Source organism: Streptomyces fumanus (assembly GCF_014655295.1).
GTDB lineage: Bacteria > Actinomycetota > Actinomycetes > Streptomycetales > Streptomycetaceae > Streptomyces > Streptomyces fumanus.
Genome location: NZ_BNBI01000012.1, coordinates 115,632 through 139,060, shown reverse-complemented (window position 1 = coordinate 139,060; position 23,429 = coordinate 115,632). Strand labels below are relative to the sequence as shown.

Sequence of the window (23,429 nt, the reverse complement as noted above, 5' to 3'; positions counted from 1 at the left end):
GACTCAGGTCTCCGACGGCTCCCGGGTGCCCTCCCCGGCGGACCGCAGCAGGCGCCCGGCCTCCGCGCGGTGGTGTGCCGCCGTCTCGTCCGCGCCGTGCGTGCCCTCCGCGTCCGCGTAGAGCGCGAGTACGGCACGCGCGTGTGCCGCCGCCCGGTCCGGCCGGCCCAGTCCGGCGGCGAGGCGGCCCGCGGTGAGTTCGGCACCGGCCCGGTCGGCCACCGCGTCCGGCCCGGCACCGGCGAAGGCGGCGCTCGCCCGCTCGGCCTCGGACAGCGCCTCCGCCGGCGCGGCGTGCCCGTCGGGGAGGCGGGCCAGCAGCTCGGCGAACTGCTGATGGGAGTGGCCCAGCTCGGCGCTGATCCGGGCGCGGGACGCGGTGTCGGCCGCCGTGCCCAGCGCGGCCTCGCACTCCTCGACCGCCGCCGCCATCAGCTCCCGCGCCCGCTCCGGCCCCGCCCCCGTGCGCGGCGCCAGCCACGCGCGGGCGCGCAGCGCGCGCACCAGGCCGTGCACATCGCCGACGGAGCGCCACAGGTCGCCCGCGCGGGCGAAGGCCCGCTCCGCCTCCTGGGCCAGGCCCGCCTGGTCGAGGCTGGTCGCGGCGAGGTGGGCGAGGGTGGCGTGGTCGTGCTGCTCGGGCCAGTGCCGGGCCAGGTCGGCCGCCGCCAGTTGCCGCTCGGCCGCCGCGCGGTGCTCGCCCAGCTCGGAGAGGCAGTCCCCGAGCCACCACAGCGTCTGGACGACCGCCCCGTCCCCGTGCGTCTCGGCCGTCATGTCGAGCAGCGCCGACTCCAGCACCTCCGCGGCCTCCGCCCACCGCCCCTGGGCCAGCAGGAACCCGCCGAGCTGCTGCCGCGCCCAGGCGCCCACGGTCGGGCCCTCGCCGGCCTCGTCGGCCCAGTGCGCGGCCTCCAGGGCGTGCCCGGCGGCCTCCGCGACGGCTCCCCGGCCGCCGGTGACCTCCGCGAGCTGCAGACACAGCCGGGCCCGACCGACCGGCTCCAGGTACGGTCCGCCGTGCTCCAGGGCCGCGCGCAGCGCCCGCTCGGTCTCCTCGGTGTCGCCGAGGTGGTGGGCCAACTGGGCGAGCCGGGCCTCGTACTCCACCGCGAACCACGGCAGCCCCGCCCCGGTGAACCCCCGCGCCGCCCGCCCGAACAGCTCGACGGCGCCCGCGAGGTCCCCCGCGCGCCCGGCCAGCTCCGCGAGCATGCCCTCCGCCTCGGCCTGCCGCGCGGCGAGCCGTACGTCCTCGCCGGTACGGCCCTCGACCAGCGCGAGCACCTCACGCGCGGCGGCCTCGGCGGCCCCGGCGTCCGCCGCGGCGCCCGGGGCCTCGGTCTCGTGGACGCGGCGCATCAGCACCCGGGCCCGGCTCATCAGGACGGCCGCCGTCTGCCGCACACCCGTGCCGCCCCCGGCGTACAGCGCGCGGACCTCGTCGCAGGGCGCGGCGACCGCGGCGAGCGCCCCCTCCACATCACCGGCGAGGGCGCGGACGTAGGCGGCACGCGCGTGTGCCGCCAGGGACTCGCCCGGGTCGCCCGCCTCGGCGTACAGCTCCGCGGCCCGCGCGAACAGCTCGACGCCCTCGGGGCCCAGCTCCATCGCCCGGTGCTCGGCGATCTCCGCGCGGTCGCGCGGGTCCAGTTCGGCGTCCCCGGCGGCCCGCTCGACCGCCGCCCACGCCTCACCGGCACCCGGCTGAAGCCCGTCCGACAGCCGCCGGGCCTCGGCGATCAGCGCGGACAGGTCGTCCGGGGCGGCGGGGGGCGGTGCGGACGCCGGGGCGGACGCGGCGCCCGGAGCCGCCGGGGCGGTCACCGGGGCCACCGGGTCGGCCGCCGGGGCGGGGGCGTTGCTCTCACCCGACGCCGCATCCTCCCCACCCGGCCAGGCAGCCGTACGCACCGTGCGCACGCCCAGCGGCAGCCGCTCCACCAGGGCCCGCCGTGCCATCCGCGCGCGGGCCCGGTCGCCGACGTACGCCGTCCCGTTGCGCTCGTCGAAGCGGGCGGCCAGCGCGAGGGCCTCCCCGCGCGCGTGCCCGGCGAGTTCCCCGGCGGTCCAGGTGCGGCCCGGCGGGCCCGGTACCGGCCGGTCGGCCAGGCCCCGCGCGGTCAGCCGGTCCATGAGCAGGGCGACCACGCACAGGAAGTCCAGTCGGCTGCGCGGATGCCCGTCGTCCGTGAAGTACGCCGGGCGCTCGGCCAGCAGCTCCAGGCCGCGCGCCTCGTTGCCGGACAGCGCGCAGAACTCCACGTGGTCGGCGTACGCGCCGCGCATGCTCTCCATCGACCGCACCAGTCTGATGCCCCGCAGATGGTGGGCGCGGGCCTCCTCGGCGCGGCCCAGGCGCAGCAGCGGCACCAGGGACGAGGCCAGGGCCGCGTGCGGCTCGTGGGCGCAGGTGAACTCGCCGTCCAGCACCGGCCGCCACAGGGCGAGCGCCTCCTCGTCCCGGCCGCGCTCCGCCTGCCAGCACCCCTGGGCGTGCAGTTCGCACGCGTGGCAGTCGGCCATCGCGTCCCGGTCCGCGGCCAGCCACGCCGTGTACGCCCGCTCCGCCCGCGCGATGTCCCCGACGTGCGAGGCGACGCCGAACTCCGCGGCGCGCACGGCCCGCTCGGAGTACCCGGCGACCCGGTAGCGGTGCTCCATCTCGCCGATCCACTTCTCGACCGAGGCCAGCGGGACGTGCGGCTGGTCGAGCATCCCGGCCGACACCCACTTGAAGACCCAGTGCAGCGAGTGCGTCTCGTACTCGTCGAAGTCCTCGGGGCGCTCGTCCCACATGCGCAGCAGCCGGGCGAAGGGGACGAACATCTTCGCCTTCTCGGAGCTGTAGTTGTAGACCTTGAGCTGGTGCCCGAGCGCCTCGATCACCGCCAGCGGGACGTTCAGCCGCTCCGCCTCGGCCAGCAGTTGCTCCGCGCGGGCGTTGCGGGCCGGTCCCTCCGGCTGACCGGAGTTCTCCGCCATCGCGCGGCGCAGGCCGTCCAGGTCGGTGATCGGCTCCATCAGTGGCCCTCCTCGGTGTGCGTGGCCCACTCCAGGAGGCCGATGAACGCCCGGTTCAGCAGCGCCGAGTCGGCCGGCCGCAGCGGACGCTGCGCCATCAGCAGGGCCTGCCCGTACAGGGACTCGGTGGCGGTGCCGATCAGCTCGCGGTCGCCGAGCGAGGCGATCCGCCGGACCAGCGGGCTGAGGTGGTTGAGCACCAGCTTCGCGCGCGGGGCGCTGCCGCGCAGCGAGCCGAGGATGCCCGCCCACAGGTCGTCGGCCCGCTCCTCGGCCTGCGCGCGGGCCTGTTCGTGCCGGGCCGCGCGGTCGTCCAGGTGCAGCGCGGGCACCGTCAGCGGATGGAAGGCGCGCAGCACCACGTCGCAGCCCAGCGGGTCCAGCGTCGCCCGCGCGGCGGCCAGGAACCCCGACAGGGCCAGCTCCTCGGCCGGGTCGACGGCGTCCAGGTGGGCGGTGACCGTGTCGGCGTCCAGCTCCGCGACCGCCGTGCCCGGCCGCACCGACGGCAGCGCCTCGACCAGCTCGGTGTCATAGGTGTAGCCGCCGTTGACCACGCCGATGCCCTGGGCGGCGGCGATCGGGGCGACCTGCCGGTACTCCTCGACGGTCCGGGTGAAGTGCACCACCGGGTGGCGCTGCGCGAACTCCTCCAGGGAGAGCTGTCCGTCCGTGGTCTCGAACGGCAGCCAGGGCAGCATGGTCCGCAGCATCCCGGTGTCGTGCCGCGCCAGCGACTTCACGCCCAGGTGGTGCACGGACAGGAACGCGGTCAGCCGCTCGGGGTCGTTCGCCGCCAGCCCGGTCAGCCAGGCCCGGATCCGTTCCCCGAGGGCGTCCCGGACGGCCGCCAGGGTCTCGTCCTCGTACAGCGACTCGCGCGAGGCCGTGGGCCGCAGGCTGTCGGTGTCCAGCACGCAGCGCACGAAGAACGCCCAGTCCGGCAGCACCTGTTCGGCCCGCTCGGTGAGCAGCATTCCCTTCAGGTGCACCCGGTGACCGGCCCGCTGGGCGGGGCTGACCGCCGACGGCAGGACGTACGCCACGCCCCGCACCCCGGCGACCGGCACGGCCAGGTCGACGGAGTCCAGCGGGGTGAAGCCGAACAGCTCGTGGCAGTGCCGGGCGAGCGCCGCCCGCCGGGCCGCGGGGGAGGGGTACGGGCGGTCCCAGGGCGCCGGCAGCTCGGTGACCGGCTCGTCGCCCACCCGGACGTCGTAGGGCAGCAGCGAGCCGAACTCCCGGGCCAGGCGCCGCACCCGCCCGGCCTCGACCCACTCGGCCGCCCCGGCCCGCGCCCGGAGGTGGACGGTGGTGCCGGGCTCGGGCCGCTCCGCGTCCGGCAGGGTCCGTACGGTGTACGAGCCGTCGTCCCGCGCCGTCCACTCCACCGGCGGCGCGCCGGGCGTCCGGGCGCTGCGGCTGACCACCCGGATCCGCTCGGCCACCAGGAAACAGGCGAGCAGGCCGATGCCGAACTGCCCGAGGAAGTCCGAGCGGGCCGCCTGGAGCCCCTCGGCGCGCTTGGAGCTGCGGCCGATGGTGGCCAGCAGGTCGTGCACGTCCGCCTCGGTGAGACCGACGCCGGTGTCCTCCACCCGCAGCCCGTCGCCGTCGGCGTACAGCGTCACCCGGGCCGGGGCGCCGGGGTCCGCCGCGCGGCGGGCGGTGATCGCGTCCACGGCGTTCTGCAGCAGTTCGCGCAGGTAGACCCGGGGACTGGAGTAGAGGTGATGGGAGAGCAGGTCCACCAGACCGCGCAGGTCGACCTGGAAGGCGTGCGAGGGCTGAGGGGACGGCGAGGCCGCCGGGTCAAATGAGGTCTGGGAGTCCATCGTCGCAGCGCCGGTGGGGGGACGGGCGACGGCGCGGGGTCGGGCGGTCCCGCGAGGCGGCGACCGCGGGCTGGCAGGAGGCCGCGAGGCGCGTCATCCTACGTCCGGAACCACCCGCCTCACCAGGGGTTTCGCACCTCGTATACGGCGATGTCAGTGCCGTGGTGTGCAATGGATCCCGTGCCCGCACTGCGAGAACCCCTGCGACAGCCGCTGAAGTCGGTGCTCGGCCCCGCCACCGCGAAGGTGATGGCCGAGCACCTCGGCCTGCACACGGTCGGCGACCTCCTCCACCACTACCCGCGCAGATACGAGGAGCGCGGGCAGCTCACCCACCTCGCCGACCTCCCCATGGACGAGCACGTCACGGTGGTCGCCCAGGTCGCCGACGCCCGGCTGCACACCTTCGCCTCGGCCAAGGCCCCGCGCGGCAAGGGGCAGCGCCTGGAGGTCACCATCACCGACGGCAGCGGCCGCCTCCAGCTCGTCTTCTTCGGCAACGGCGTGCACAAACCGCACAAGGACCTCCTGCCGGGCACCCGCGCGATGTTCGCCGGCAAGGTCTCCGTCTTCAACCGCAAGCTGCAACTGGCCCATCCGGCCTACGAGTTGCTGCGCGGTGACGCCGAGGAGACCGTCGAGAGCTGGGCCGGCGCCCTGATCCCGCTCTACCCGGCCACCGCCAAGCTGGAGTCCTGGAAGATCGGCAAGGCGATCCAGACCGTGCTGCCCACCGCCCAGGAGGCCGTCGACCCCCTCCCGGACTCCCTGCGCGCGGGCCGCGGCCTGATCTCCCTCCCCGAGGCCCTGCTCAAGATCCACCGCCCGCACACCCGGGCCGACATCGAGGACGCCCGCGCCCGGCTGAAGTGGGACGAGGCGTTCGTCCTCCAGGTCGCCCTGGCCCGCCGCCGGCACGCCGAGACCCAGCTCCCCGCTGTGCCCCGCAGGCCCGGCGCCGACGGCCTGCTCGCCGCCTTCGACGACCGCCTGCCCTTCACCCTCACCGAGGGCCAGCGGAAGGTCTCCCGGGAGATCTTCGACGACCTGGCCACCGACCACCCCATGCACCGGCTGCTCCAGGGCGAGGTGGGCAGCGGCAAGACCCTGGTCGCCCTGCGCGCCATGCTCGCCGTGGTCGACGCCGGCGGCCAGGCCGCGATGCTGGCCCCCACCGAGGTCCTCGCCCAGCAGCACCACCGCTCGGTCACCGAGATGATGGGCGAGCTGGCCGAGGACGGCCTGCTCGGCGGCGCCGAGCACGGTACGAAGGTGGTGCTGCTCACCGGCTCCATGGGAGCCGCCGCCCGCCGCCAGGCCCTGCTCGACCTGGCCACCGGCGAGGCCGGCATCGTCATCGGCACCCACGCGCTGATCGAGGACAAGGTGCGGTTCCACGACCTGGGCCTGGTCGTGGTGGACGAGCAGCACCGCTTCGGCGTGGAGCAGCGCGACGCCCTGCGCGGCAAGGGCAAGCAGCCCCCGCACCTGCTGGTCATGACGGCGACGCCGATCCCGCGCACGGTCGCCATGACCGTCTTCGGCGACCTGGAGACCTCCGTCCTGGACCAGTTGCCGGCCGGCCGCTCCCCGATCGCCAGCCATGTCGTCCCGGCCGCCGACAAGCCGCACTTCCTGGCCCGCGCCTGGGAGCGGGTCCGCGAGGAGGTCGAGGCCGGCCACCAGGCGTACGTGGTCTGCCCCCGCATCGGCGACGAGGACGAGTCCGCCAAGAAGAAGGGCGGCCCCCCGGAGGAGGGCGCCGACAAGCGCCCCCCGCTGGCCGTCCTGGAGGTCGCCGAGCAGCTCGCCAAGGGCCCCCTGAGCGGCCTCACGGTCGAGGTCCTGCACGGCAGGATGCAGCCCGACGACAAGGACGCCGTGATGCGCCGCTTCGCCGCCGGCGACACCGACGTCCTGGTCGCCACCACGGTCATCGAGGTCGGGGTCAACGTGCCGAACGCCACGGCGATGGTCATCATGGACGCCGACCGCTTCGGCGTCTCCCAGCTCCACCAGTTGCGCGGCCGGGTCGGCCGCGGCTCCGCCCCCGGCCTGTGCCTGCTGGTCACCGAGATGCCCGAGGCCAGCCCCGCCCGGCAGCGGCTGGCCGCCGTCGCCGCCACCCTCGACGGCTTCGAGCTCTCCCGCATCGACCTGGAGCAGCGCCGCGAGGGCGACGTCCTCGGCCAGGCACAGTCCGGCGCCCGCTCCTCCCTGCGCGTCCTGGCGGTCATCGAGGACGAGGAGATCATCGCCGAGGCGAGAGCGGAGGCGGCGGCCCTGGTGGCCGCCGACCCGGCCCTGACCGGCCTCCCCGGCCTGCGCACGGCCCTGGACGCCCTCCTGGACGAGGAGCGGGAGCAGTACCTGGAGAAGGGCTGAGGGACCGGACAGCCCCCGGGGAAAAGGGCTGAGGGCAGACAGCCCTACCCGGGGGCGCGGGGCGGTCCGCGATACGCGGCTACCGCCGTACGCGCGCGACCGGCCACACTGAACACAAAGCCGTCCACGAAGAGGAACCCCTGATGACCCGCGTGATCGCCGGCGCGGCCGGCGGACGCCGCCTCGCCGTCCCCCCGGGGCACGGCACCCGCCCCACCTCCGACCGCGCCCGGGAAGGACTCTTCTCCACCTGGCAGTCCCTGCTCGGCGGCCCGCTGGACGGCGAACGCGTCCTCGACCTGTACGCCGGCTCCGGCGCCGTCGGCCTGGAGGCCCTCTCCCGCGGCGCCGGCCACACCTTGCTGGTCGAGGCCGACGCCCGAGCCGCCCGCACCGTCCGGGAGAACGTCAGGAACCTCGGCCTGCCCGGCGCCGAGGTCCGGGCCGGCAAGGCCCAGCAGATCATCCAGACACCCCCCGACGCCCCGTACGACCTGGTCTTCCTCGATCCGCCGTACGCCGTCACGGATCACGATCTCCGGGAGATCCTGCTCACACTCCGCGCTCAGGGCTGGCTCGCGGCCGAAGCCCTCGTCACCGTGGAGCGCAGCACCAGGGGCGGTGAATTCAACTGGCCGGACGGTTTCGACGCGATCCGGGCCCGTCGCTACGGCGAGGGAACGTTTTGGTACGGTCGCGCCGCCGCTACGTGCGAAGACGCACGATGACCGGACCGGAGAGCGAGGGATCACAAGTGCGCCGCGCCGTCTGTCCCGGGTCGTTCGACCCGATCACCAACGGACACCTCGACATCATCGCCCGTGCCTCCAGGCTGTACGACGAGGTCTACGTCGCGGTGATGATCAACCAGGCCAAGAAGGGCCTGTTCGAGATCGAGGAGCGGATCGACCTCATCCGCCAGGTCACCGCCGAGTACGGGAACGTCCGCGTGGAGTCCTTCCACGGCCTCCTGGTCGACTTCTGCAAGCAGCGCGAGATCCCGGCCATCGTCAAGGGCCTGCGCGCGGTCAGCGACTTCGACTACGAACTGCAGATGGCCCAGATGAACAACGGCCTCTCCGGGGTGGAGACCCTCTTCATCCCCACCAACCCCACCTACAGCTTCCTCTCCTCCTCGCTGGTCAAGGAGGTCGCCACCTGGGGCGGCGACATCGCCCACCTGGTGCCCCCGGTGGTCCTCGACGCCCTCACCGCGCGCCTGAAGAAGGACTGACCGCACCCCGCCCGCCCCGCGGCGGCCGGCTCCCCTCATCCGGTGTCCCACCGGCACCCGGGGGCCGTACAGTCGTCCCGACCGTCTTCAACACAGCAGCAGGAAGTGGCGAGCACACGGTGGACGTGCAGAAGAAGCTCGACGAGATCACCGCGATGGTCTCCGGCGCCCGCGCCATGCCCATGTCGGCCTCGTGCGTGATCAACCGCGCCGATCTGCTCGCCCTGCTGGAAGAGGTGCGCGCCGCGCTGCCCGACTCGCTCGCCCAGGCCCAGGAGGTCATCGGCGACCGGGAGCAGATGGTCGCGCAGGCCCGCCAGGAGGCCGAGCGGATCATCGAGTCCGCGCACGCCGAACGCGGCTCGCTGATCTCCGACACCGAGGTCGCCCGCCGCTCCCAGGCCGAGGCCGACCGCATCCTGAGCGAGGCCCGCCAGGAGGCCGAGGAGATCCGCGCCGAGGCCGACGAGTACGTCGACTCCAAGCTCGCCAACTTCGAGGTCGTCCTCACCAAGACCCTCGGCTCCGTCGGCCGGGGCCGCGAGAAGCTCCTCGGCACCGGACCCGGCCTCGACGAGCAGGGCTACGAGGACGAGGACGCCCCCGAGCGCAGCCACGACCCCGAGACCCTGCGCCGCACCGCCGACGCCTACGTCGACGCCAAGCTCGGCGCCTTCGAGGCGGTCCTCGCCAAGACCCTGGAGGCCGTCGGCCGGGGCCGCGAGAAGCTGCACGGCCGGATCGCCAGCGACGACCTCGGCGCCCTCGCCGACGACACCAGCACCGTCCAGCACTCCAGCGACGCCGACTACCTGGCGGGCCTCGCCGGCCTCCCCGCCGAGCAGCCCCGCCCGGCGGTCCCGGCCCAGCAGTCGTACGAGAGCCAGGAGCCGTACGAGGCCCAGGAGCCGTACGAGGCATCGGAGCCGTACGAGACCCAGGACACCTACGGGTACCCGCCGCAGCCGGCCGCCGCCCCCGACCCCTACGGCTACCAGCAGCAGTACGCCCAGCAGGACGCCTACGGCTACCAGCAGGCCGACCCCTACGCCGCCTACCCGGGCTACGACGCCCAGCAGCCGGCGTACGACACCCCCCAGGACTACCCCGAGCCCCCGCGGCACTCCCCGTCCGCCCAGCCGCCGGCCCTGGACGAGACCAGCCTCTTCGACACCAGCATGATCAGCGCCGAGCAACTGCGGCAGTACGAGCAGCAGCGGTACGAACAGGGGCACTGAGCCCGGATTGGGCCGACAGCGAATGGTCCAGTATCCTGGCTGTTCGGTCGCGCGTACGTCCGCGATCCACGCTGCCCGTCACACCGCGGGGCGGCGTCCCTCTCAGCTCGGAAGACCGAAAGCAGGAATGGCTCTGAACGCCCGCCTCGACCACCGTGACCCCCTCGTGTTCGACACGCACGAGCTGGGCCGGCGGCCCGGTGCGCTCCAGCGCCTCACCCGTACGGTCGACGCTCCCCGGGACCTCGGGATCGCGGGAGTCATCGGAGTGCCGGAAGGCGCCCCGGTCGAGCTGGAGCTGCGGCTCGAGTCCGTCATGGAAGGGGTGCTCGTCACAGGCACCGCCCGTGCCACGGCCGAGGGGGAGTGCGTAAGGTGTCTGGAGCCGGTCGAGCAGCAGCTCGAAGCGGACTTCCAGGAGATGTTCTCGTACCCTGACGCCGACGACCGGGGCCGCCCCAAGGCGGAACCGGCCGACGACGCCGAGGAAGACGAGGACAGGCTCTTCCTCGAGGACGGCTTGTTCGACCTCGAACCAGTGCTGCGTGACGCGGTGGTGCTCGCACTGCCGATGCAGCCGGTGTGCCAGGAAGACTGTCCGGGGCTGTGCGCCGAGTGCGGCGTGCGCCTCGCGGACGACCCGGACCACCACCATGACGCCGTCGACATCCGTTGGGCGGCTTTGCAGGGACTCGCCGGTTCACTCGGAGACGGCGAGAAGGACGAGATGAGCGGCGCCGCAGAAACGGGCGTCGACGAGAAGCAGGAGAAGTAGCCGTGGCTGTTCCGAAGCGGAAGATGTCGCGCAGCAACACGCGCCACCGCCGGTCGCAGTGGAAGGCTGCGGTCCCCACTCTGGTGGCGTGCGAGCGCTGCCACGAGCCCAAGCAGCAGCACATCGCGTGCCCGTCGTGCGGCACCTACAACAAGCGCCAGGTCCTCGAGGTCTGAGCGGCTGGTGAGAGGCACCGTGTCCACGCCGAAGAAGAACTCAGCGGACCACCACGCCTCGTCCCACACGCTTCTGGAAGGGCGGCTCGGCTACCAGCTCGAGTCCGCCCTTCTGGTGCGTGCGCTGACCCACCGCTCCTACGCGTACGAGAACGGCGGTCTGCCGACGAACGAGCGGCTGGAGTTCCTCGGGGACTCCGTGCTCGGCCTCGTCGTCACCGACACGCTGTACCGCACCCACCCCGACCTGCCCGAAGGCCAACTGGCCAAACTGCGGGCCGCGGTGGTCAACTCGCGTGCGCTGGCGGAGGTCGGCCGCGGCCTCGACCTGGGCTCCTTCATCCGGCTCGGCCGCGGTGAAGAGGGCACGGGCGGCCGGGACAAGGCATCCATCCTCGCCGACACCCTCGAAGCGGTGATCGGCGCTGTCTACCTCGACCAGGGTCTGGACTCGGCGGCGGAGCTGGTGCACCGCCTGTTCGACCCGCTGATCGAGAAATCCTCCAACCTCGGCGCCGGCCTGGACTGGAAGACCAGCCTCCAGGAGCTGACCGCGACCGAAGGACTCGGCGTCCCCGAGTACCTGGTCACGGAGACCGGCCCCGACCACGAGAAGACCTTCACTGCTGCCGCCCGCGTCGGAGGCGTCTCGTACGGCACCGGCACCGGCCGCAGCAAGAAGGAGGCGGAGCAGCAGGCCGCGGAATCCGCGTGGCGGTCCATCCGGGCCGCCGCGGACGAGCGTGCCGAGGCGGCGGCCCGGCGGGCCGAGGCGGCGGCCGAGCAGGCCCCCGCCGAGAGCGCCGACGCCCCGTCCGCGCCCGCCTGAGCCCGACCCGCCAGAGCGCGGCCGAGCGCCCGCCCGGTACCCGGGGCGGGCGCTCGGCTCGTTTCACCCACCCACAGTGCCCGTCGAACGCAGCGGGGGAGCCCCATGCCCGAGTTGCCCGAGGTCGAGGTCGTCCGGCGCGGTCTCGAGCGGTGGGTCGCCCACCGGACCATCGCCGACGCCGAGGTCCTGCACGCCCGCGCGGTCCGCCGCCACCTCGCCGGCGCCGGCGACTTCGCCCAGCGGCTCAAGGGCCACCGCGTCGGCGTGCCCAGCCGCCGCGGCAAGTACCTGTGGCTGCCCCTGGAGGACACCGACCAGGCGGTCCTCGCCCACCTCGGAATGAGCGGCCAGTTGCTGGTCCAGCCGCACCAGGCCCCGGTCGAGAAGCACCTGCGCATCCGGGTCCGGTTCGCCGACGCCCTCGGCACCGAGCTGCGCTTCGTCGACCAGCGCACCTTCGGCGGCCTGTCGCTGCACGGCACCGGCCCCGGCGGACTGCCCGACGTGATCGCGCACATCGCCCGCGACCCGCTCGACCCGCTCTTCGACGACGAGGCGTTCCACCAGGCGCTGCGCCGCAAGCGCACCACCATCAAACGGGCCCTGCTCGACCAGTCCCTGATCAGCGGCGTCGGCAACATCTACGCCGACGAGGCCCTGTGGCGCTCCCGGCTGCACTACGACCGCCCCACGGCCGCCTTCACCCGCCCCCGCACCTTCGAACTCCTCGGGCACGTCCGGGACGTGATGAACGAGGCCCTCACCGTCGGCGGCACCAGCTTCGACAGCCTGTACGTCAACGTCAACGGGGAGTCCGGCTACTTCGACCGGTCCCTGGACGCCTACGGCCGCGAGAACCTGCCCTGCCGCCGCTGCGGCACCCCGATGCGCCGCCGCCCCTGGATGAACCGGTCCAGCTACTACTGCCCCAAGTGCCAGCGCCCCCCGCGCCCCGCCGTTTAGGGCCTGTCGTTTGGATCAGGCCGCAGACGCGGGGCCTGGCACGCGCACCTGCGGCGTTGTCGTCACTCGCCGACGCTCCGCGTCGACTCCCTCCTCCGCCTTGCATCTGCACGCACCAGGCCCCGCTCACCGGCGCGACAACGCGCAGCCGATTCCCTGCGACCTGATCCAAACGACAGGCCCTAGGCCACGCGGCCGTCGTACCGTTCGCGGGCCGCCAGGACCTGGTCCATGCTGCCCTCCAGATACTCGATGAGGGCGATCAGCCGCCCCGCGACCTCGCGGCCCAGCGGCGTCAGCTCGTAGTCGACGCGGGGCGGGTTGGTGGGCTGGGCCTCGCGGTGCACCAGGCCGTCGCGCTCCAGGGCGTGCAGCGTCTGGGAGAGCATCTTCTCGCTGACGCCGTCCACCCGGCGGCGCAGCTCGTTGAACCGGAACCGCCCCTCGTACAGCGCGCCCAGCGTCAGCGCGCCCCAGCGTCCCGTGACGTGCTCCAGCGTGCCGCGCGAGGGACACGCCCGGGAGAACACGTCGTAGGGGAGGTCCCGCTCCTCCTGCGTGGTCACCATGCCTCCAGCGTACGTGAGCACAGCGCCACCCGACAGAGAGCGCTGACCGGGGGAAAGCGCGGCTAGTAGCCGAAGTCCTGCGTCCACCAGGGCCCGCCCGAGCCGAAGTGCACGCCGACTCCCAGGGTGGTGAAGTCGCAGTTCAGGATGTTGGCGCGGTGGCCCTCGCTGTTCATCCAGGCGTCCATCACGGCCTGGGCGTCCGCCTGGCCGCGGGCTATGTTCTCGCCGCCGAGGTTGCTTATCCCGGCCGCCTCGGCGCGGTCCCAGGGGGTGGCGCCGCTGGGGTCGGTGTGGTCGAAGAAGCCCTGCGCGGCCATGGCCTGGCTGAACGACTCCGCCAGGTCGGCCAGCGCGCCGTCGGCGGTGAGCGGGGTGCAGCCGGCCTTGGCGCGCTCGGCGTTGACCAGCCGCAGCACCTCGGCCTCGGCGGTGGTGGCCTGCCCGGACGCGGCCGCCGGGGGAGCGGCCGGGCGCTCGGTCGCCGTCCGCGAGGGGGAGGCGTCCGGCTCCTTCTTGCCGCTCGGGGTCGTCTTCGGCTTCTTCGGCTGCTCGGACTTCTCCTTCGCGCCGTCCTTCTTCCCGGCCGGGGTGCGGGCCGGGGCCGGCGACGCCTTCGAGGGGGACGCGGCCGGGGACGAAGCGGAGGGCGCGCGTCCGGTGGCGGGGCCGGTCGCGCCGGTCGCGGGGCGGTCGGCGGTGCCGCCCTGCCCGCTCGGGGAGTTGCTCGGCGAGTCCGCGGAGCGCACGCTGCCGCTGCCCGTGCCGCCCCCGCCGATCCGGTAGTCGCCGAGGCCGGGCACCAGTCCGGCGGCCACCGCGATCGCGCCGGCGGCCACGGCCGCGGAGACCCCGAGCAGACCGGTACGGACCGGAGCGGCGGCCTTCCGCTTCCGCCGGCGGTGCGAGACCGGCCGCCGCGGAGCCTCGGCGAACCCGTCGCCGGGGAAGTCCACGGTCCGGCTCACCGGCGGCGCACCGGCCTCGGCCGGGCCGTCCGTGCCGTACAGGTAGGCGTCGCTGCGCGCCCGTGCCTCGGCGTACGCGTCCGGGTCCAGGTACGGCGCGGTGCCCCGGGCGGGGCCGCCCCCCGGAGACGGGTCCCGCGGGTCGTGGCGCCGGGCGCCGGGGTCGGGCTGCTGGGCGCCCCCCGCGGCGCGGCCCGTGGCGGCGCGGCCGGCGGCGGAGCGTCGGTGGCGTCCCATGTCCTGGCCTTCCTCGTCCCTCGCGGGCGTCGACTCGTCCTCGCGATCGACACGAAACCCACACGATCGAGTGAGTTTCATATGAGATTCGTTGGGTGGGGACGGTACCGCATGGCGCCGGGGGCGGAGGTGCCCACGGGGACATCGGGCGGTTAGGTTGCCCCTATGAGCGAGGAAGTACGGCTGGTGGCCTGGGTGCGCGGACGCGTCCAGGGTGTGGGTTTCCGCTGGTTCACCCGGGCGCGGGCACTGGAACTGGGACGTCTGAGTGGTTTTGCTCTCAATCTCGACGACGGACGCGTCCAAGTGGTCGCGGAGGGACCCCGGGAGCGCTGCGAGGAACTGCTCGGCTGGCTCCGCGGCGACGACACGCCCGGCCGCGTGGACGGCGTCACCGAGATCTGGGACACACCCCGCGGCGGCTACGAGGGCTTCGCCATCCGCTGACCCCACCCCGCCGACGGCCCCGCCCGACGGCCCCGCGCACCCCGGCCGCAACGAAAACGAGCAGGTGGTTGCCAAGAACGGCGGCTCGTGGCAGGCTCCCGCCCACAGGATGATCAGCACGCCCCGACGGGCCCGTGAAGTCGCCGCGCCGCCGCTCGACGGCCGCGCGCCCCGGGCCGGCCGTCAATACGGGGCGTGATCGTGTTGACCGTCAAACTTTTTGGTGAGACGCTGAAAGCCCCGCGCACCTTAGCTGTTTGGCATGGTTGAACGGCAGCAAAAACTCAAGAATGCCAAGCACCGCGGGTGCGAATCCCTCACGACCCACACCGCATCGGTCGGTCACTCATTGTGGAGGACCATCCATCATGGCAAAGGCGCTTCTCGGTTACGTCGGCGGCTCCGACCCTCGACTCCTCGCCGAGATGCGACGGCTCCAGCAGCGTGTCCAGGACCTGGAATCCGAGCTCGTACGGATCCAGGCGGAGAACGACGAGCTGGCGGCTGCCGCTTCTCACGACAGGATCATGGAGAGCGTTGACGCACACCAGGCGGAGCCTGCGCTGACCTGATCACTGCATCGCCCCAGGCGAGCAGCAGCAGTGGTCGGGCTGCCCGTACAGCCGCTCGGTTGCTCAGAGTTGCAAGGGACGCCCCTGGCGTCCCTTCTTTCTTGCCCGCCCTCCCGGTCCGCGCCCCCGCGCCCGGTCCCTGCCCCGCGCATCCTTTCAGTGTCTTAACGTCTGGTGTGCCCTGCGCGTTCACCGGTGAAACCGCGGGCGTCCAGGGGTTCATGGAGTGAGACAGCCCCGGGAGGTAGAGTCCGGCGGCGTGCACCTGAAGGCCCTGACCCTGCGCGGGTTCAAGTCGTTCGCCTCGGCGACCACCCTCCGGTTCGAACCGGGCATCACCTGCGTCGTCGGCCCGAACGGCTCGGGGAAGTCCAACGTCGTGGACGCGCTGAGCTGGGTCATGGGCGAGCAGGGCGCCAAGTCGCTGCGCGGCGGCAAGATGGAGGACGTCATCTTCGCCGGCACCACCGGCCGCCCGCCGCTCGGCCGGGCCGAGGTGTCGCTGACCATCGACAACTCCGACGGGGCACTGCCCATCGAGTACGCCGAGGTCACCATCACGCGGATCATGTTCCGCAACGGCGGCAGCGAATACCAGATCAACGGCGACACCTGCCGGCTGCTCGACATCCAGGAACTGCTCTCCGACTCCGGCATCGGCCGCGAGATGCACGTCATCGTCGGCCAGGGCCAGCTCGACTCCGTGCTGCACGCCGACCCCATGGGCCGCCGCGCCTTCATCGAGGAGGCGGCCGGCGTCCTCAAGCACCGCAAGCGCAAGGAGAAGGCGCTGCGGAAACTCGACGCGATGCAGGCCAACCTCGCCCGTGTGCAGGACCTGACCGACGAACTGCGCCGCCAGCTCAAGCCGCTCGGACGCCAGGCCGCCGTCGCCCGCCGGGCCGCCGTCATCCAGGCCGACCTGCGCGACGCCCGGCTCCGCCTCCTCGCCGACGACCTCGTACGCCTGCGCGAGGCGCTCCAGGCCGAGATCGCCGACGAGGCCGCCCTGAAGGAACGCAAGGAGGCCGCCGAGCGGGAGCTGAGCCGGGCGGTGCGCCGCGAGGCCGACCTGGAGGACGAGGTCCGCCGGCTCACCCCGCGCCTCCAGCGGGCCCAGCAGACCTGGTACGAGCTGTCCCAGTCGGCCGAACGGGTGCGCGGCACCATCTCCCTGGCCGACGCCCGCGTCCGCAGCGCCACCTCGGCGCCCCCCGAGGAGCGCCGGGGCCGCGACCCCGAGGACATGGAACGCGAGGCCGCCCGCGTCCGCGAACAGGAGGCCGAACTGACGGCCGCCCTGGAGGCCGCCCAGCGCGCCCTGGAGGACACCGTCGCCCACCGCGCCGAACTGGAGCGCGAACTCGCCGAGGAGGAGCGCCGCCTCAAGGACCTCGCCCGGGCCATCGCCGACCGGCGCGAGGGCCTGGCGCGACTGGCCGGCCAGGTCGGCGCCGCCCGCTCCCGGGCCGCCGCCGCCCAGGCCGAGATCGAACGCCTGGCCGCCGCCCGCGACGAGGCCCAGGAACGCGCCGCCGCCGCCCAGGAGGAGTACGAGACCCTCCAGGCCGAGGTCGACGGCCTGGACGCCGGGGACCAGGAACTCGCCGAGCGGCACGAGGACGCCAGGCGGCGGCTCGCCGAGGCCGAGGCCGGCCTCACCGCGGCCCGTGAGGCGCTCACCGCGGCCGAACGCGCCCGCGCCGCCACCCGCGCCCGGCACGACGCCCTCGCCCTGGGCCTGCGCCGCAAGGACGGCACCGGCGCGCTGCTCGCCGCCCGCGACCGGCTCACCGGCCTGCTCGGCCCCGCCGCCGAGCTGCTCACCGTGACCCCCGGCTACGAGGTGCCGCTGGCCGCCGCGTTCGGCGCCGCCGCCGACGCGCTCGCCGTGACCTCCCCCTCCGCCGCCGCCGACGCCCTCCGCCTGCTGCGCAAGCAGGACGCCGGACGGGCCGCGCTGCTGCTGGCCGGCGCCCCCGACGACGTACCCCCGCCCGGCGGGACGGACGGGCCGCCGGGCGCCGCCGACCTGGTGCGCGGGCCGGCCGAGCTGATGCCCGCGGTGCGGCGGCTGCTGCGCGGGGTGGTCGTGGTGGAGACGCTGGAGGACGCCGAGGAACTGGTGTACGCGCGGCCCGGGGTGACCGCCGTGACCGCCGAGGGCGACCTGCTCGGCGCGCACTACGCGCAGGGCGGGTCGGCCGGGGCGCCCAGCCTCATGGAGGTGCAGGCGTCCGTGGACCAGGCCGCCGCCGAGCTGGCCGAACTGGACGTGCGGTGCGCGGAGCTGGCCGCGGAGCAGGAGAGCGCCGCCGAGCTGCGCCGGGAGTGCGCGGAGCTGGTGGAGCGACTGGGGGAGCGGCGCCGGGCCGCCGACCGGGAAAAGTCGGCCGTCGCCCAGCGGCTCGGGCGGCTCGCCGGGCAGGCCCGGGGCGCGGCGGGCGAGGCCGAGCGGTCCGCCGCCGCCGCGGACCGGGCGCAGGAGGCGCTGGACCGGGCGCTCATGGAGGCCGAGGAGCTGGCCGAGCGGCTCGCCGTCGCCGAGGAGCTGCCGGCCGAGGAGGAACCCGACACCGCGCGGCGCGACCGGCTCGCCGCCGACGGCGCCAACGCCCGGCAGACCGAGATGGAGGCCCGCCTCCAGGTGCGTACGCACGAGGAACGGGTCAAGGGGCTGGCCGGACGGGCCGACTCGCTGGACCGCGCCGCCCGCGCGGAACGCGAGGCACGCGCGCATGCCGAACGCCGGGCGGCCCGGCTGCGCCACGAGGCGGCCGTCGCCGGGGCCGTCGCCGCGGGCGCCCGCCAACTGCTCGCGCACGTCGAGGTCTCCCTGGCCCGCGCCGACGCCGAGCGCACCGCCGCCGAGGCCGCCAAGGCCCGCCGCGAACAGGAACTGGCCGCGGCCCGTACCGCCGGCCGCGACCTCAAGGCCGAACTCGACAAACTCACGGATTCAGTCCACCGGGGCGAGGTACTCGGCGCCGAGAAGAGGCTGCGCATCGAGCAGCTTGAAGCCAAGGCGCTGGAGGAACTCGGTGTGGAACCGGCGGGACTGGTGGCGGAGTACGGACCGCACCGGCCGGTGCCGCCCTCGCCCCCCGCCGAGGGAGAGGAGCTGCCGGACGATCCGGACGATCCGCGCAACCGGCCCAGGCCCTTTGTGCGGGCGGAGCAGGAGAAGCGGCTGAGGGCCGCCGAGCGGGCCTACCAGCAGCTCGGCAAGGTCAATCCGCTGGCGCTGGAGGAGTTCGCGGCGCTGGAGGAGCGGCACCAGTTCCTCAGCGAGCAACTGGCGGATCTGCGCAAGACCCGCGCCGACCTGCTCCAGGTCGTGAAGGAGGTCGACGAGCGGGTGGAACAGGTCTTCACCGAGGCGTACCGCGACACGGCCCGCGAGTTCGAGGGCGTGTTCGGCCGGCTGTTCCCGGGCGGCGAGGGCCGCCTGGTGCTGACCGACCCCGCCAACATGCTCACCACGGGTGTGGACGTCGAGGCCCGGCCGCCGGGCAAGAAGGTCAAGCGGCTGTCGCTGCTGTCCGGCGGGGAGCGGTCGCTGACCGCGGTGGCGCTGCTGGTGTCGATCTTCAAGGCGCGGCCCAGTCCGTTCTACGTGATGGACGAGGTCGAGGCGGCGCTGGACGACACCAACCTGCAGCGGCTGATCGGGATCATGCGGGAGCTGCAGGAGGCGTCCCAGCTCATCGTGATCACGCACCAGAAGCGGACCATGGAGATAGCCGACGCGCTGTACGGCGTGTCCATGCAGGGCGACGGCGTGTCCAAGGTCATCAGCCAGCGTCTCCGCTAGCACCCCACCGCAGCTTCAAGACTTGAACACACTTCACACGTCTCTCCTTCCCGGAACGTCTCGTACGTCACAGCTTTCGCCCTATTGACTTCGAAACTTGAAGGCATAGTCTCTGCAACGTTGCTTTTACCTTCAGGTACCTTTCAGGCGGACCTCGAAGGCGAACCACCCCGGCAGCGTTGCCGGTGGCCCGAGGAGTACACGTGACCAGCACTGCTGAGGCACCCAAGTCAGGAGCCAGAACGGCTCACCCCGATCATCTCGGGCACGTCATCTTCATCGCGGCGGCGGCCGCGATGGGCGGTTTCCTCTTCGGCTACGACAGCTCCGTCATCAACGGCGCCGTCGAGGCCATCCGGGACCGCTACGACGTCGGTTCCGCGGTATTGGCCCAGGTCATCGCGATCGCGCTGATCGGCTGTGCCATCGGCGCCGCGACCGCCGGCCGGATCGCCGACCGCATCGGCCGGATCCGCTGCATGCAGATCGCCGCCGTCCTCTTCACCGTCAGCGCCATCGGCTCGGCCCTGCCGTTCGCGCTGTGGGACCTCGCCATGTGGCGCGTCATCGGCGGTTTCGCCATCGGCATGGCCTCGGTCATCGGCCCCGCCTACATCGCCGAGGTCTCCCCGCCCGCCTACCGCGGCCGGCTCGGCTCCTTCCAGCAGGCCGCGATCGTCATCGGCATCGCCGTCTCCCAGTTGGTCAACTGGGGTCTGCTGAACGCCGCCGACGGCGACCAGCGCGGCGAGATCATGGGCCTGGAAGCCTGGCAGGTCATGCTCGGCGTCATGGTGATCCCCGCCGTCCTGTACGGCCTGCTCTCCTTCGCCATCCCCGAGTCCCCGCGCTTCCTGATCTCCGTGGGCAAGCACGACCGCGCCCGCCAGATCCTCGAAGAGGTCGAGGGCCACAACGTCGACCTCGACGCCCGCGTCACCGAGATCGAGACGGCGATGCACCGCGAGGAGAAGTCCAGCTTCAAGGACCTGCTCGGCGGCAGCTTCTTCTTCAAGCCGATCGTCTGGATCGGCATCGGCCTGTCGGTGTTCCAGCAGTTCGTCGGCATCAACGTCGCGTTCTACTACTCCTCGACGCTGTGGCAGTCGGTCGGCGTCGACCCGACGGACTCCTTCCTCTACTCGTTCACCACGTCGATCATCAACATCATCGGCACCGTGATCGCGATGATCTTCGTGGACCGGGTCGGCCGCAAGCCGCTCGCCATCATCGGCTCGGTCGGCATGGTCATCGGCCTGGCGCTGGAGGCGTGGGCGTTCTCCGCCCACCTGGTCGACGGCAAGCTGCCCGCCACCCAGGGCTGGGTGGCGCTGATCGCCGCCCACCTGTTCGTGCTCTTCTTCGCCCTGTCGTGGGGCGTCATCGTCTGGGTCTTCCTCGGCGAGATGTTCCCCAACCGGCTCCGCGCCGCCGCGCTCGGCGTCGCCGCCTCCGCGCAGTGGATCGCCAACTGGGCCATCACCGCGAGCTTCCCGTCGCTGGCCGACTGGAACCTCTCCGCGACCTACGTGATCTACACGATCTTCGCCGCGCTCTCCATCCCGTTCGTCCTGAAGTTCGTGAAGGAGACGAAGGGCAAGGCCCTGGAGGAGATGGGCTGAGCCCGCGCCCCTCGCGGGCACCCGTACTCGAGGAGCCGGGCCAAGTCCCCGCTGCCCGCTCCTCGACACCCCCGGCGCACTGCCCGGCTCGCCCGACGAGCCGGGCAGTACGTCGTACGGCCGTCGTGCGGTCCCCCTCTTCCGCCCTCCGGCCGGTCGCGAACGGGGTGCGCCGGCGGCTCATGGCCGATACTGGACGGGTTATGGACATCCTCATCCTTGCTGTAGTCATCGCCGTGGTCGTGATCGGCGCGCTCGGCGGGCTCGTGGTCGGCAGCCGCCGCAAGAAGCACCTGCCCCCGCCGCCGCCCTCCGCGCCCGACATCACCGCCCCTCCGGCCGAGCCGCACGTCGGCGACGAGGCCGAGACGCCGCGCGACGAAACGCGCCGGACGATAGAGGAGGTCGACCTCCCGGACGGTGGCACCGTCACGGCCGAGGAGCCGCCCGTCGTCGAAGAGCTCCAGGTGCCTCCGCTGGAGGTCCCCGAGCCCACCGCGGGCCGGTTGGTCCGGCTCCGCGCCCGCCTGTCCCGTTCGCAGAACGCGCTCGGCAAGGGCCTGCTCACGCTGCTCTCCCGCGAGCACCTCGACGAGGACACCTGGGAGGAGATCGAGGACACCCTGCTCACCGCCGACGTCGGCGTGCAGCCCACCCAGGAACTGGTCGAACGGCTGCGCGAGCGCGTCCGGGTGCTCGGCACCCGCACCCCCGAGGAACTGCGGGGGCTGCTGCGCGAGGAGCTGATCACGCTGCTCGGCCCCGGCCTGGACCGCGAGGTCAAGACCGAGCCCGCCACCAGCAAGCCCGGCATCGTCATGGTCGTCGGCGTCAACGGCACCGGCAAGACCACCACCACCGGCAAGCTCGCCCGGGTTCTGGTCGCCGACGGCCGCAGCGTCGTGCTGGGCGCCGCCGACACCTTCCGGGCCGCCGCCGCCGACCAGTTGCAGACCTGGGGCGAGCGGGTCGGCGCCCACACCGTGCGCGGCCCCGAGGGCGGCGACCCGGCCTCCGTCGCCTTCGACGCGGTCAAGGAGGGCAAGGAGATCGGCGCGGACGTCGTCCTGATCGACACCGCCGGCCGGCTGCACACCAAGACCGGCCTCATGGACGAGCTGGGCAAGGTCAAGCGCGTGGTGGAGAAGCACGCCCCGCTGGACGAGGTGCTGCTCGTGCTGGACGCCACCACCGGCCAGAACGGGCTGATCCAGGCCCGGGTCTTCGCCGAGGTGGTCGACATCACCGGCATCGTGCTGACCAAGCTGGACGGCACCGCCAAGGGCGGCATCGTGATCGCCGTCCAGCGCGAGCTGGGGGTGCCGGTCAAGCTGATCGGCCTCGGCGAGGGCGCGGACGACCTGGCGCCGTTCGAGCCGGGTGCGTTCGTGGACGCGCTGATCGGCGACTGAGGCACCCACGCCCGCACGAGCGGCGCCCGGCCCCTCGGGGGACGGGCGCCGCTTCCGTGCGTACGGCCCACGGGCCGCCGCACGCCGGCCGCCAGGCGCACGTCTCCGAAGACGGGCCGCCGCCTCGCACGGCCCCGGAAGGCGGGTGCCGCACCGCGCCGCCCCCGCCGCCGGGTCACGGCCACGGCGGCCGAGGCGATGCCCCCGCCCGCTCCAGCGCGGGCGGAAGCGACGCCCCGGCGCCCGGCCGGCCCGGCGCGGGCCCCTCAGTCCCGCGACCGGTGCGCCACGTACGCGAGCGTGCCCAGCAGCAGCCGGGCCGTCGGGGGCTGGGCCGCGGCGTCCAGGGTCGGTGGGCGCAGCCAGCGCACCGGGCCCCGGCCGCCGCGGTCGGAGGGCGGGGCGGTGATGTACGTACCCGGGCCGAGACCGCGCAGGTCCAGCGTGGACGGCAGGTCCCAGCCCATCCGGTACAGCGACCGGGACAGCTCGGCGGCGGTGCCCGGCGCGGCGAAGAAGTGGGCGCGGCCCTCGGGCGTCACCGTCACCGGACCGACCGGCAGCCCCATGCGCTCCAGCCTGGCCAGCGCCCGGCGCCCGGCGGCCTCCGCCACCTCGATCACGTCGAACGTCCGGCCGACCGGCAGCATCACCGCCGCCCCCGGGACCGCACCCCACGCCTCGGTCACCCGGTCCAGCGTCGACCCGGCGGGGATCTCCTCCGCGAAGTCCAGCGGATGCGCGCCCGGCGCCCGGCAGTCCGCGCGCCCGCAGGAGCACGCCCCTCCGGCGGCCCGGGCGCCCGGCACCACGTCCCAGCCCCACAGCCCGGTGAACTCGGCCACGGCCGTGCACACCGAGGAGCGACCGCGGCGGCGCGAACCGGCCCTGATGTCGCGGATGCCCCGACTGCTGCCGATCGTGAAGCCCATACCCCCTCCAACGGGTCCGGCGCACCGGCGGTAACGCTGCGGACGTGCGGCGTGACGCTCCGTGCTTCCATGTACTCCCCCTCCCCAGTGCCGCGCGTTTCAGACGGCGCCAGGAAGCACCCCGGGTGGTGCGGCGGCCAGTGCACGCCCTGGCGTGCAGCACTGCAACAACTCCCGAACGGGCTGTGTCAAGTGAATCGCGGAGACGCCACCGCGCGTTCATTCGAAGGGGTGGCGAATGGTGGCGTTTCAGCGAACCCCGTGGCTGAACGGGTGATCGTAGGATTACTTTGTGTGCATGAAGCCGGTGGGCACCTACGCGCGTGGGTATGCCGGAGGCAACTCGGCTTTCCGTTCGACGGGTGAGAAATGCCGGACGGGCGGCCACGGCCAC

The 23,429-nt window shown here is 73.6% G+C and carries 18 protein-coding genes; 13 read left to right on the top strand and 5 right to left on the bottom strand.

Annotation, left to right across the window (positions count from 1 at the left end; translation table 11 throughout):
* Positions 1-3: 3 nt before the first annotated feature.
* Together IE316_RS26165 and IE316_RS26160 are read right to left on the bottom strand one after the other, a co-directional pair.
* The gene (locus tag IE316_RS26165) at positions 4-3,024 is read right to left on the bottom strand and encodes a tetratricopeptide repeat protein (RefSeq protein ID WP_190206938.1); all 3,021 of its coding nucleotides are present in this window, start codon (positions 3,022-3,024) and stop codon (positions 4-6) included.
* Entirely contained in the window at positions 3,024-4,859 is a 1,836-nt protein-coding gene (locus IE316_RS26160; protein WP_190206937.1) for an HSP90 family protein, read from the bottom strand. The genes IE316_RS26165 and IE316_RS26160 overlap by 1 nt, the downstream gene beginning before the upstream one ends.
* 171 nt (positions 4,860-5,030) lie before the next feature.
* Between IE316_RS26160 and recG the strand changes: the two genes are divergently transcribed.
* The 8 genes from recG to mutM all read left to right on the top strand — a co-directional run bounded on the left by recG (position 5,031) and on the right by mutM (position 12,462).
* On the top strand, positions 5,031-7,244 hold the full coding sequence (recG, locus tag IE316_RS26155) for an ATP-dependent DNA helicase RecG (protein ID WP_190206936.1): 2,214 nt from the start codon (positions 5,031-5,033) through the stop codon (positions 7,242-7,244).
* A 143-nt stretch (positions 7,245-7,387) separates the two neighbouring features.
* Positions 7,388-7,972: a 16S rRNA (guanine(966)-N(2))-methyltransferase RsmD gene (gene rsmD / locus IE316_RS26150; protein WP_190206935.1), complete on the top strand. Its 585-nt coding sequence runs from the start codon at positions 7,388-7,390 to the stop codon at positions 7,970-7,972.
* A 26-nt stretch (positions 7,973-7,998) separates the two neighbouring features.
* The gene (coaD, locus tag IE316_RS26145; RefSeq protein WP_190207051.1) at positions 7,999-8,478 is read left to right on the top strand and encodes a pantetheine-phosphate adenylyltransferase; all 480 of its coding nucleotides are present in this window, start codon (positions 7,999-8,001) and stop codon (positions 8,476-8,478) included.
* A gap of 119 nt (positions 8,479-8,597) precedes the next feature.
* Positions 8,598-9,716 carry a DivIVA domain-containing protein gene (locus IE316_RS26140; protein ID WP_190206934.1) on the top strand — a complete coding sequence of 373 codons (1,119 nt, stop codon included), beginning with the start codon at positions 8,598-8,600 and terminating at the stop codon, positions 9,714-9,716.
* 127 nt (positions 9,717-9,843) lie between these two features.
* A complete protein-coding gene (locus tag IE316_RS26135; RefSeq protein ID WP_190206933.1) occupies positions 9,844-10,491 on the top strand; it encodes a YceD family protein in 648 nt (215 codons plus the stop codon).
* 2 nt (positions 10,492-10,493) lie between these two features.
* A complete protein-coding gene (rpmF, locus tag IE316_RS26130; protein WP_003951102.1) occupies positions 10,494-10,667 on the top strand; it encodes a 50S ribosomal protein L32 in 174 nt (57 codons plus the stop codon).
* A 19-nt stretch (positions 10,668-10,686) separates the two neighbouring features.
* Positions 10,687-11,496, top strand: coding sequence for a ribonuclease III (gene rnc / locus IE316_RS26125; RefSeq protein WP_190207050.1), 810 nt, complete (start codon positions 10,687-10,689; stop codon positions 11,494-11,496).
* Positions 11,497-11,601: 105 nt separating this feature from the next.
* A complete protein-coding gene (gene mutM / locus IE316_RS26120; RefSeq protein WP_190206932.1) occupies positions 11,602-12,462 on the top strand; it encodes a bifunctional DNA-formamidopyrimidine glycosylase/DNA-(apurinic or apyrimidinic site) lyase in 861 nt (286 codons plus the stop codon).
* A gap of 182 nt (positions 12,463-12,644) precedes the next feature.
* Here mutM and IE316_RS26115 read toward each other — a convergent pair whose 3' ends face one another.
* Entirely contained in the window at positions 12,645-13,031 is a 387-nt protein-coding gene (locus tag IE316_RS26115) for a winged helix-turn-helix transcriptional regulator (protein ID WP_190206931.1), read from the bottom strand.
* Positions 13,032-13,093: 62 nt separating this feature from the next.
* Positions 13,094-14,236 (bottom strand): CAP domain-containing protein, encoded by a 1,143-nt coding sequence (locus IE316_RS26110; protein WP_190206930.1) that lies wholly within the window; start codon positions 14,234-14,236, stop codon positions 13,094-13,096.
* Between the two features lie 165 nt (positions 14,237-14,401).
* On the opposite strand from IE316_RS26110, the gene IE316_RS26105 reads away from it, so the two are divergent.
* The 5 genes from IE316_RS26105 to ftsY all read left to right on the top strand — a co-directional run bounded on the left by IE316_RS26105 (position 14,402) and on the right by ftsY (position 22,103).
* Positions 14,402-14,683 (top strand): acylphosphatase, encoded by a 282-nt coding sequence (locus IE316_RS26105; protein ID WP_190206929.1) that lies wholly within the window; start codon positions 14,402-14,404, stop codon positions 14,681-14,683.
* A 368-nt stretch (positions 14,684-15,051) separates the two neighbouring features.
* Positions 15,052-15,255, top strand: coding sequence for a hypothetical protein (locus tag IE316_RS26100; protein ID WP_004924871.1), 204 nt, complete (start codon positions 15,052-15,054; stop codon positions 15,253-15,255).
* Positions 15,256-15,514: 259 nt separating this feature from the next.
* Positions 15,515-19,069 (top strand): chromosome segregation protein SMC, encoded by a 3,555-nt coding sequence (gene smc / locus IE316_RS26095; RefSeq protein ID WP_190206928.1) that lies wholly within the window; start codon positions 15,515-15,517, stop codon positions 19,067-19,069.
* 203 nt (positions 19,070-19,272) lie between these two features.
* Entirely contained in the window at positions 19,273-20,691 is a 1,419-nt protein-coding gene (locus IE316_RS26090) for a sugar porter family MFS transporter (RefSeq protein ID WP_190206927.1), read from the top strand.
* A 203-nt stretch (positions 20,692-20,894) separates the two neighbouring features.
* The gene (gene ftsY / locus IE316_RS26085; protein WP_190206926.1) at positions 20,895-22,103 is read left to right on the top strand and encodes a signal recognition particle-docking protein FtsY; all 1,209 of its coding nucleotides are present in this window, start codon (positions 20,895-20,897) and stop codon (positions 22,101-22,103) included.
* A 266-nt stretch (positions 22,104-22,369) separates the two neighbouring features.
* Here ftsY and IE316_RS26080 read toward each other — a convergent pair whose 3' ends face one another.
* Positions 22,370-23,035, bottom strand: coding sequence for a bifunctional DNA primase/polymerase (locus tag IE316_RS26080; protein WP_190206925.1), 666 nt, complete (start codon positions 23,033-23,035; stop codon positions 22,370-22,372).
* Between the last annotated feature and the right edge of the window lie 394 nt (positions 23,036-23,429).

Bases quoted from the DNA above. Each gene is read 5' to 3' on its own strand.
- IE316_RS26165 (WP_190206938.1), bottom strand. From the start codon at position 3,024: ATGGAGCCGATCACCGACCTGGACGGCCTGCGCCGCGCGATGGCGGAG.
- IE316_RS26160 (WP_190206937.1), bottom strand. From the start codon at position 4,859: ATGGACTCCCAGACCTCATTTGACCCGGCGGCCTCGCCGTCCCCTCAG.
- recG (WP_190206936.1), top strand. From the start codon at position 5,031: ATGGATCCCGTGCCCGCACTGCGAGAACCCCTGCGACAGCCGCTGAAG.
- rsmD (WP_190206935.1), top strand. From the start codon at position 7,388: ATGACCCGCGTGATCGCCGGCGCGGCCGGCGGACGCCGCCTCGCCGTC.
- IE316_RS26135 (WP_190206933.1), top strand. From the start codon at position 9,844: ATGGCTCTGAACGCCCGCCTCGACCACCGTGACCCCCTCGTGTTCGAC.
- mutM (WP_190206932.1), top strand. From the start codon at position 11,602: ATGCCCGAGTTGCCCGAGGTCGAGGTCGTCCGGCGCGGTCTCGAGCGG.
- IE316_RS26115 (WP_190206931.1), bottom strand. From the start codon at position 13,031: ATGGTGACCACGCAGGAGGAGCGGGACCTCCCCTACGACGTGTTCTCC.
- IE316_RS26110 (WP_190206930.1), bottom strand. From the start codon at position 14,236: ATGGGACGCCACCGACGCTCCGCCGCCGGCCGCGCCGCCACGGGCCGC.
- IE316_RS26105 (WP_190206929.1), top strand. From the start codon at position 14,402: ATGAGCGAGGAAGTACGGCTGGTGGCCTGGGTGCGCGGACGCGTCCAG.
- IE316_RS26100 (WP_004924871.1), top strand. From the start codon at position 15,052: ATGGCAAAGGCGCTTCTCGGTTACGTCGGCGGCTCCGACCCTCGACTC.
- ftsY (WP_190206926.1), top strand. From the start codon at position 20,895: ATGGACATCCTCATCCTTGCTGTAGTCATCGCCGTGGTCGTGATCGGC.
- IE316_RS26080 (WP_190206925.1), bottom strand. From the start codon at position 23,035: ATGGGCTTCACGATCGGCAGCAGTCGGGGCATCCGCGACATCAGGGCC.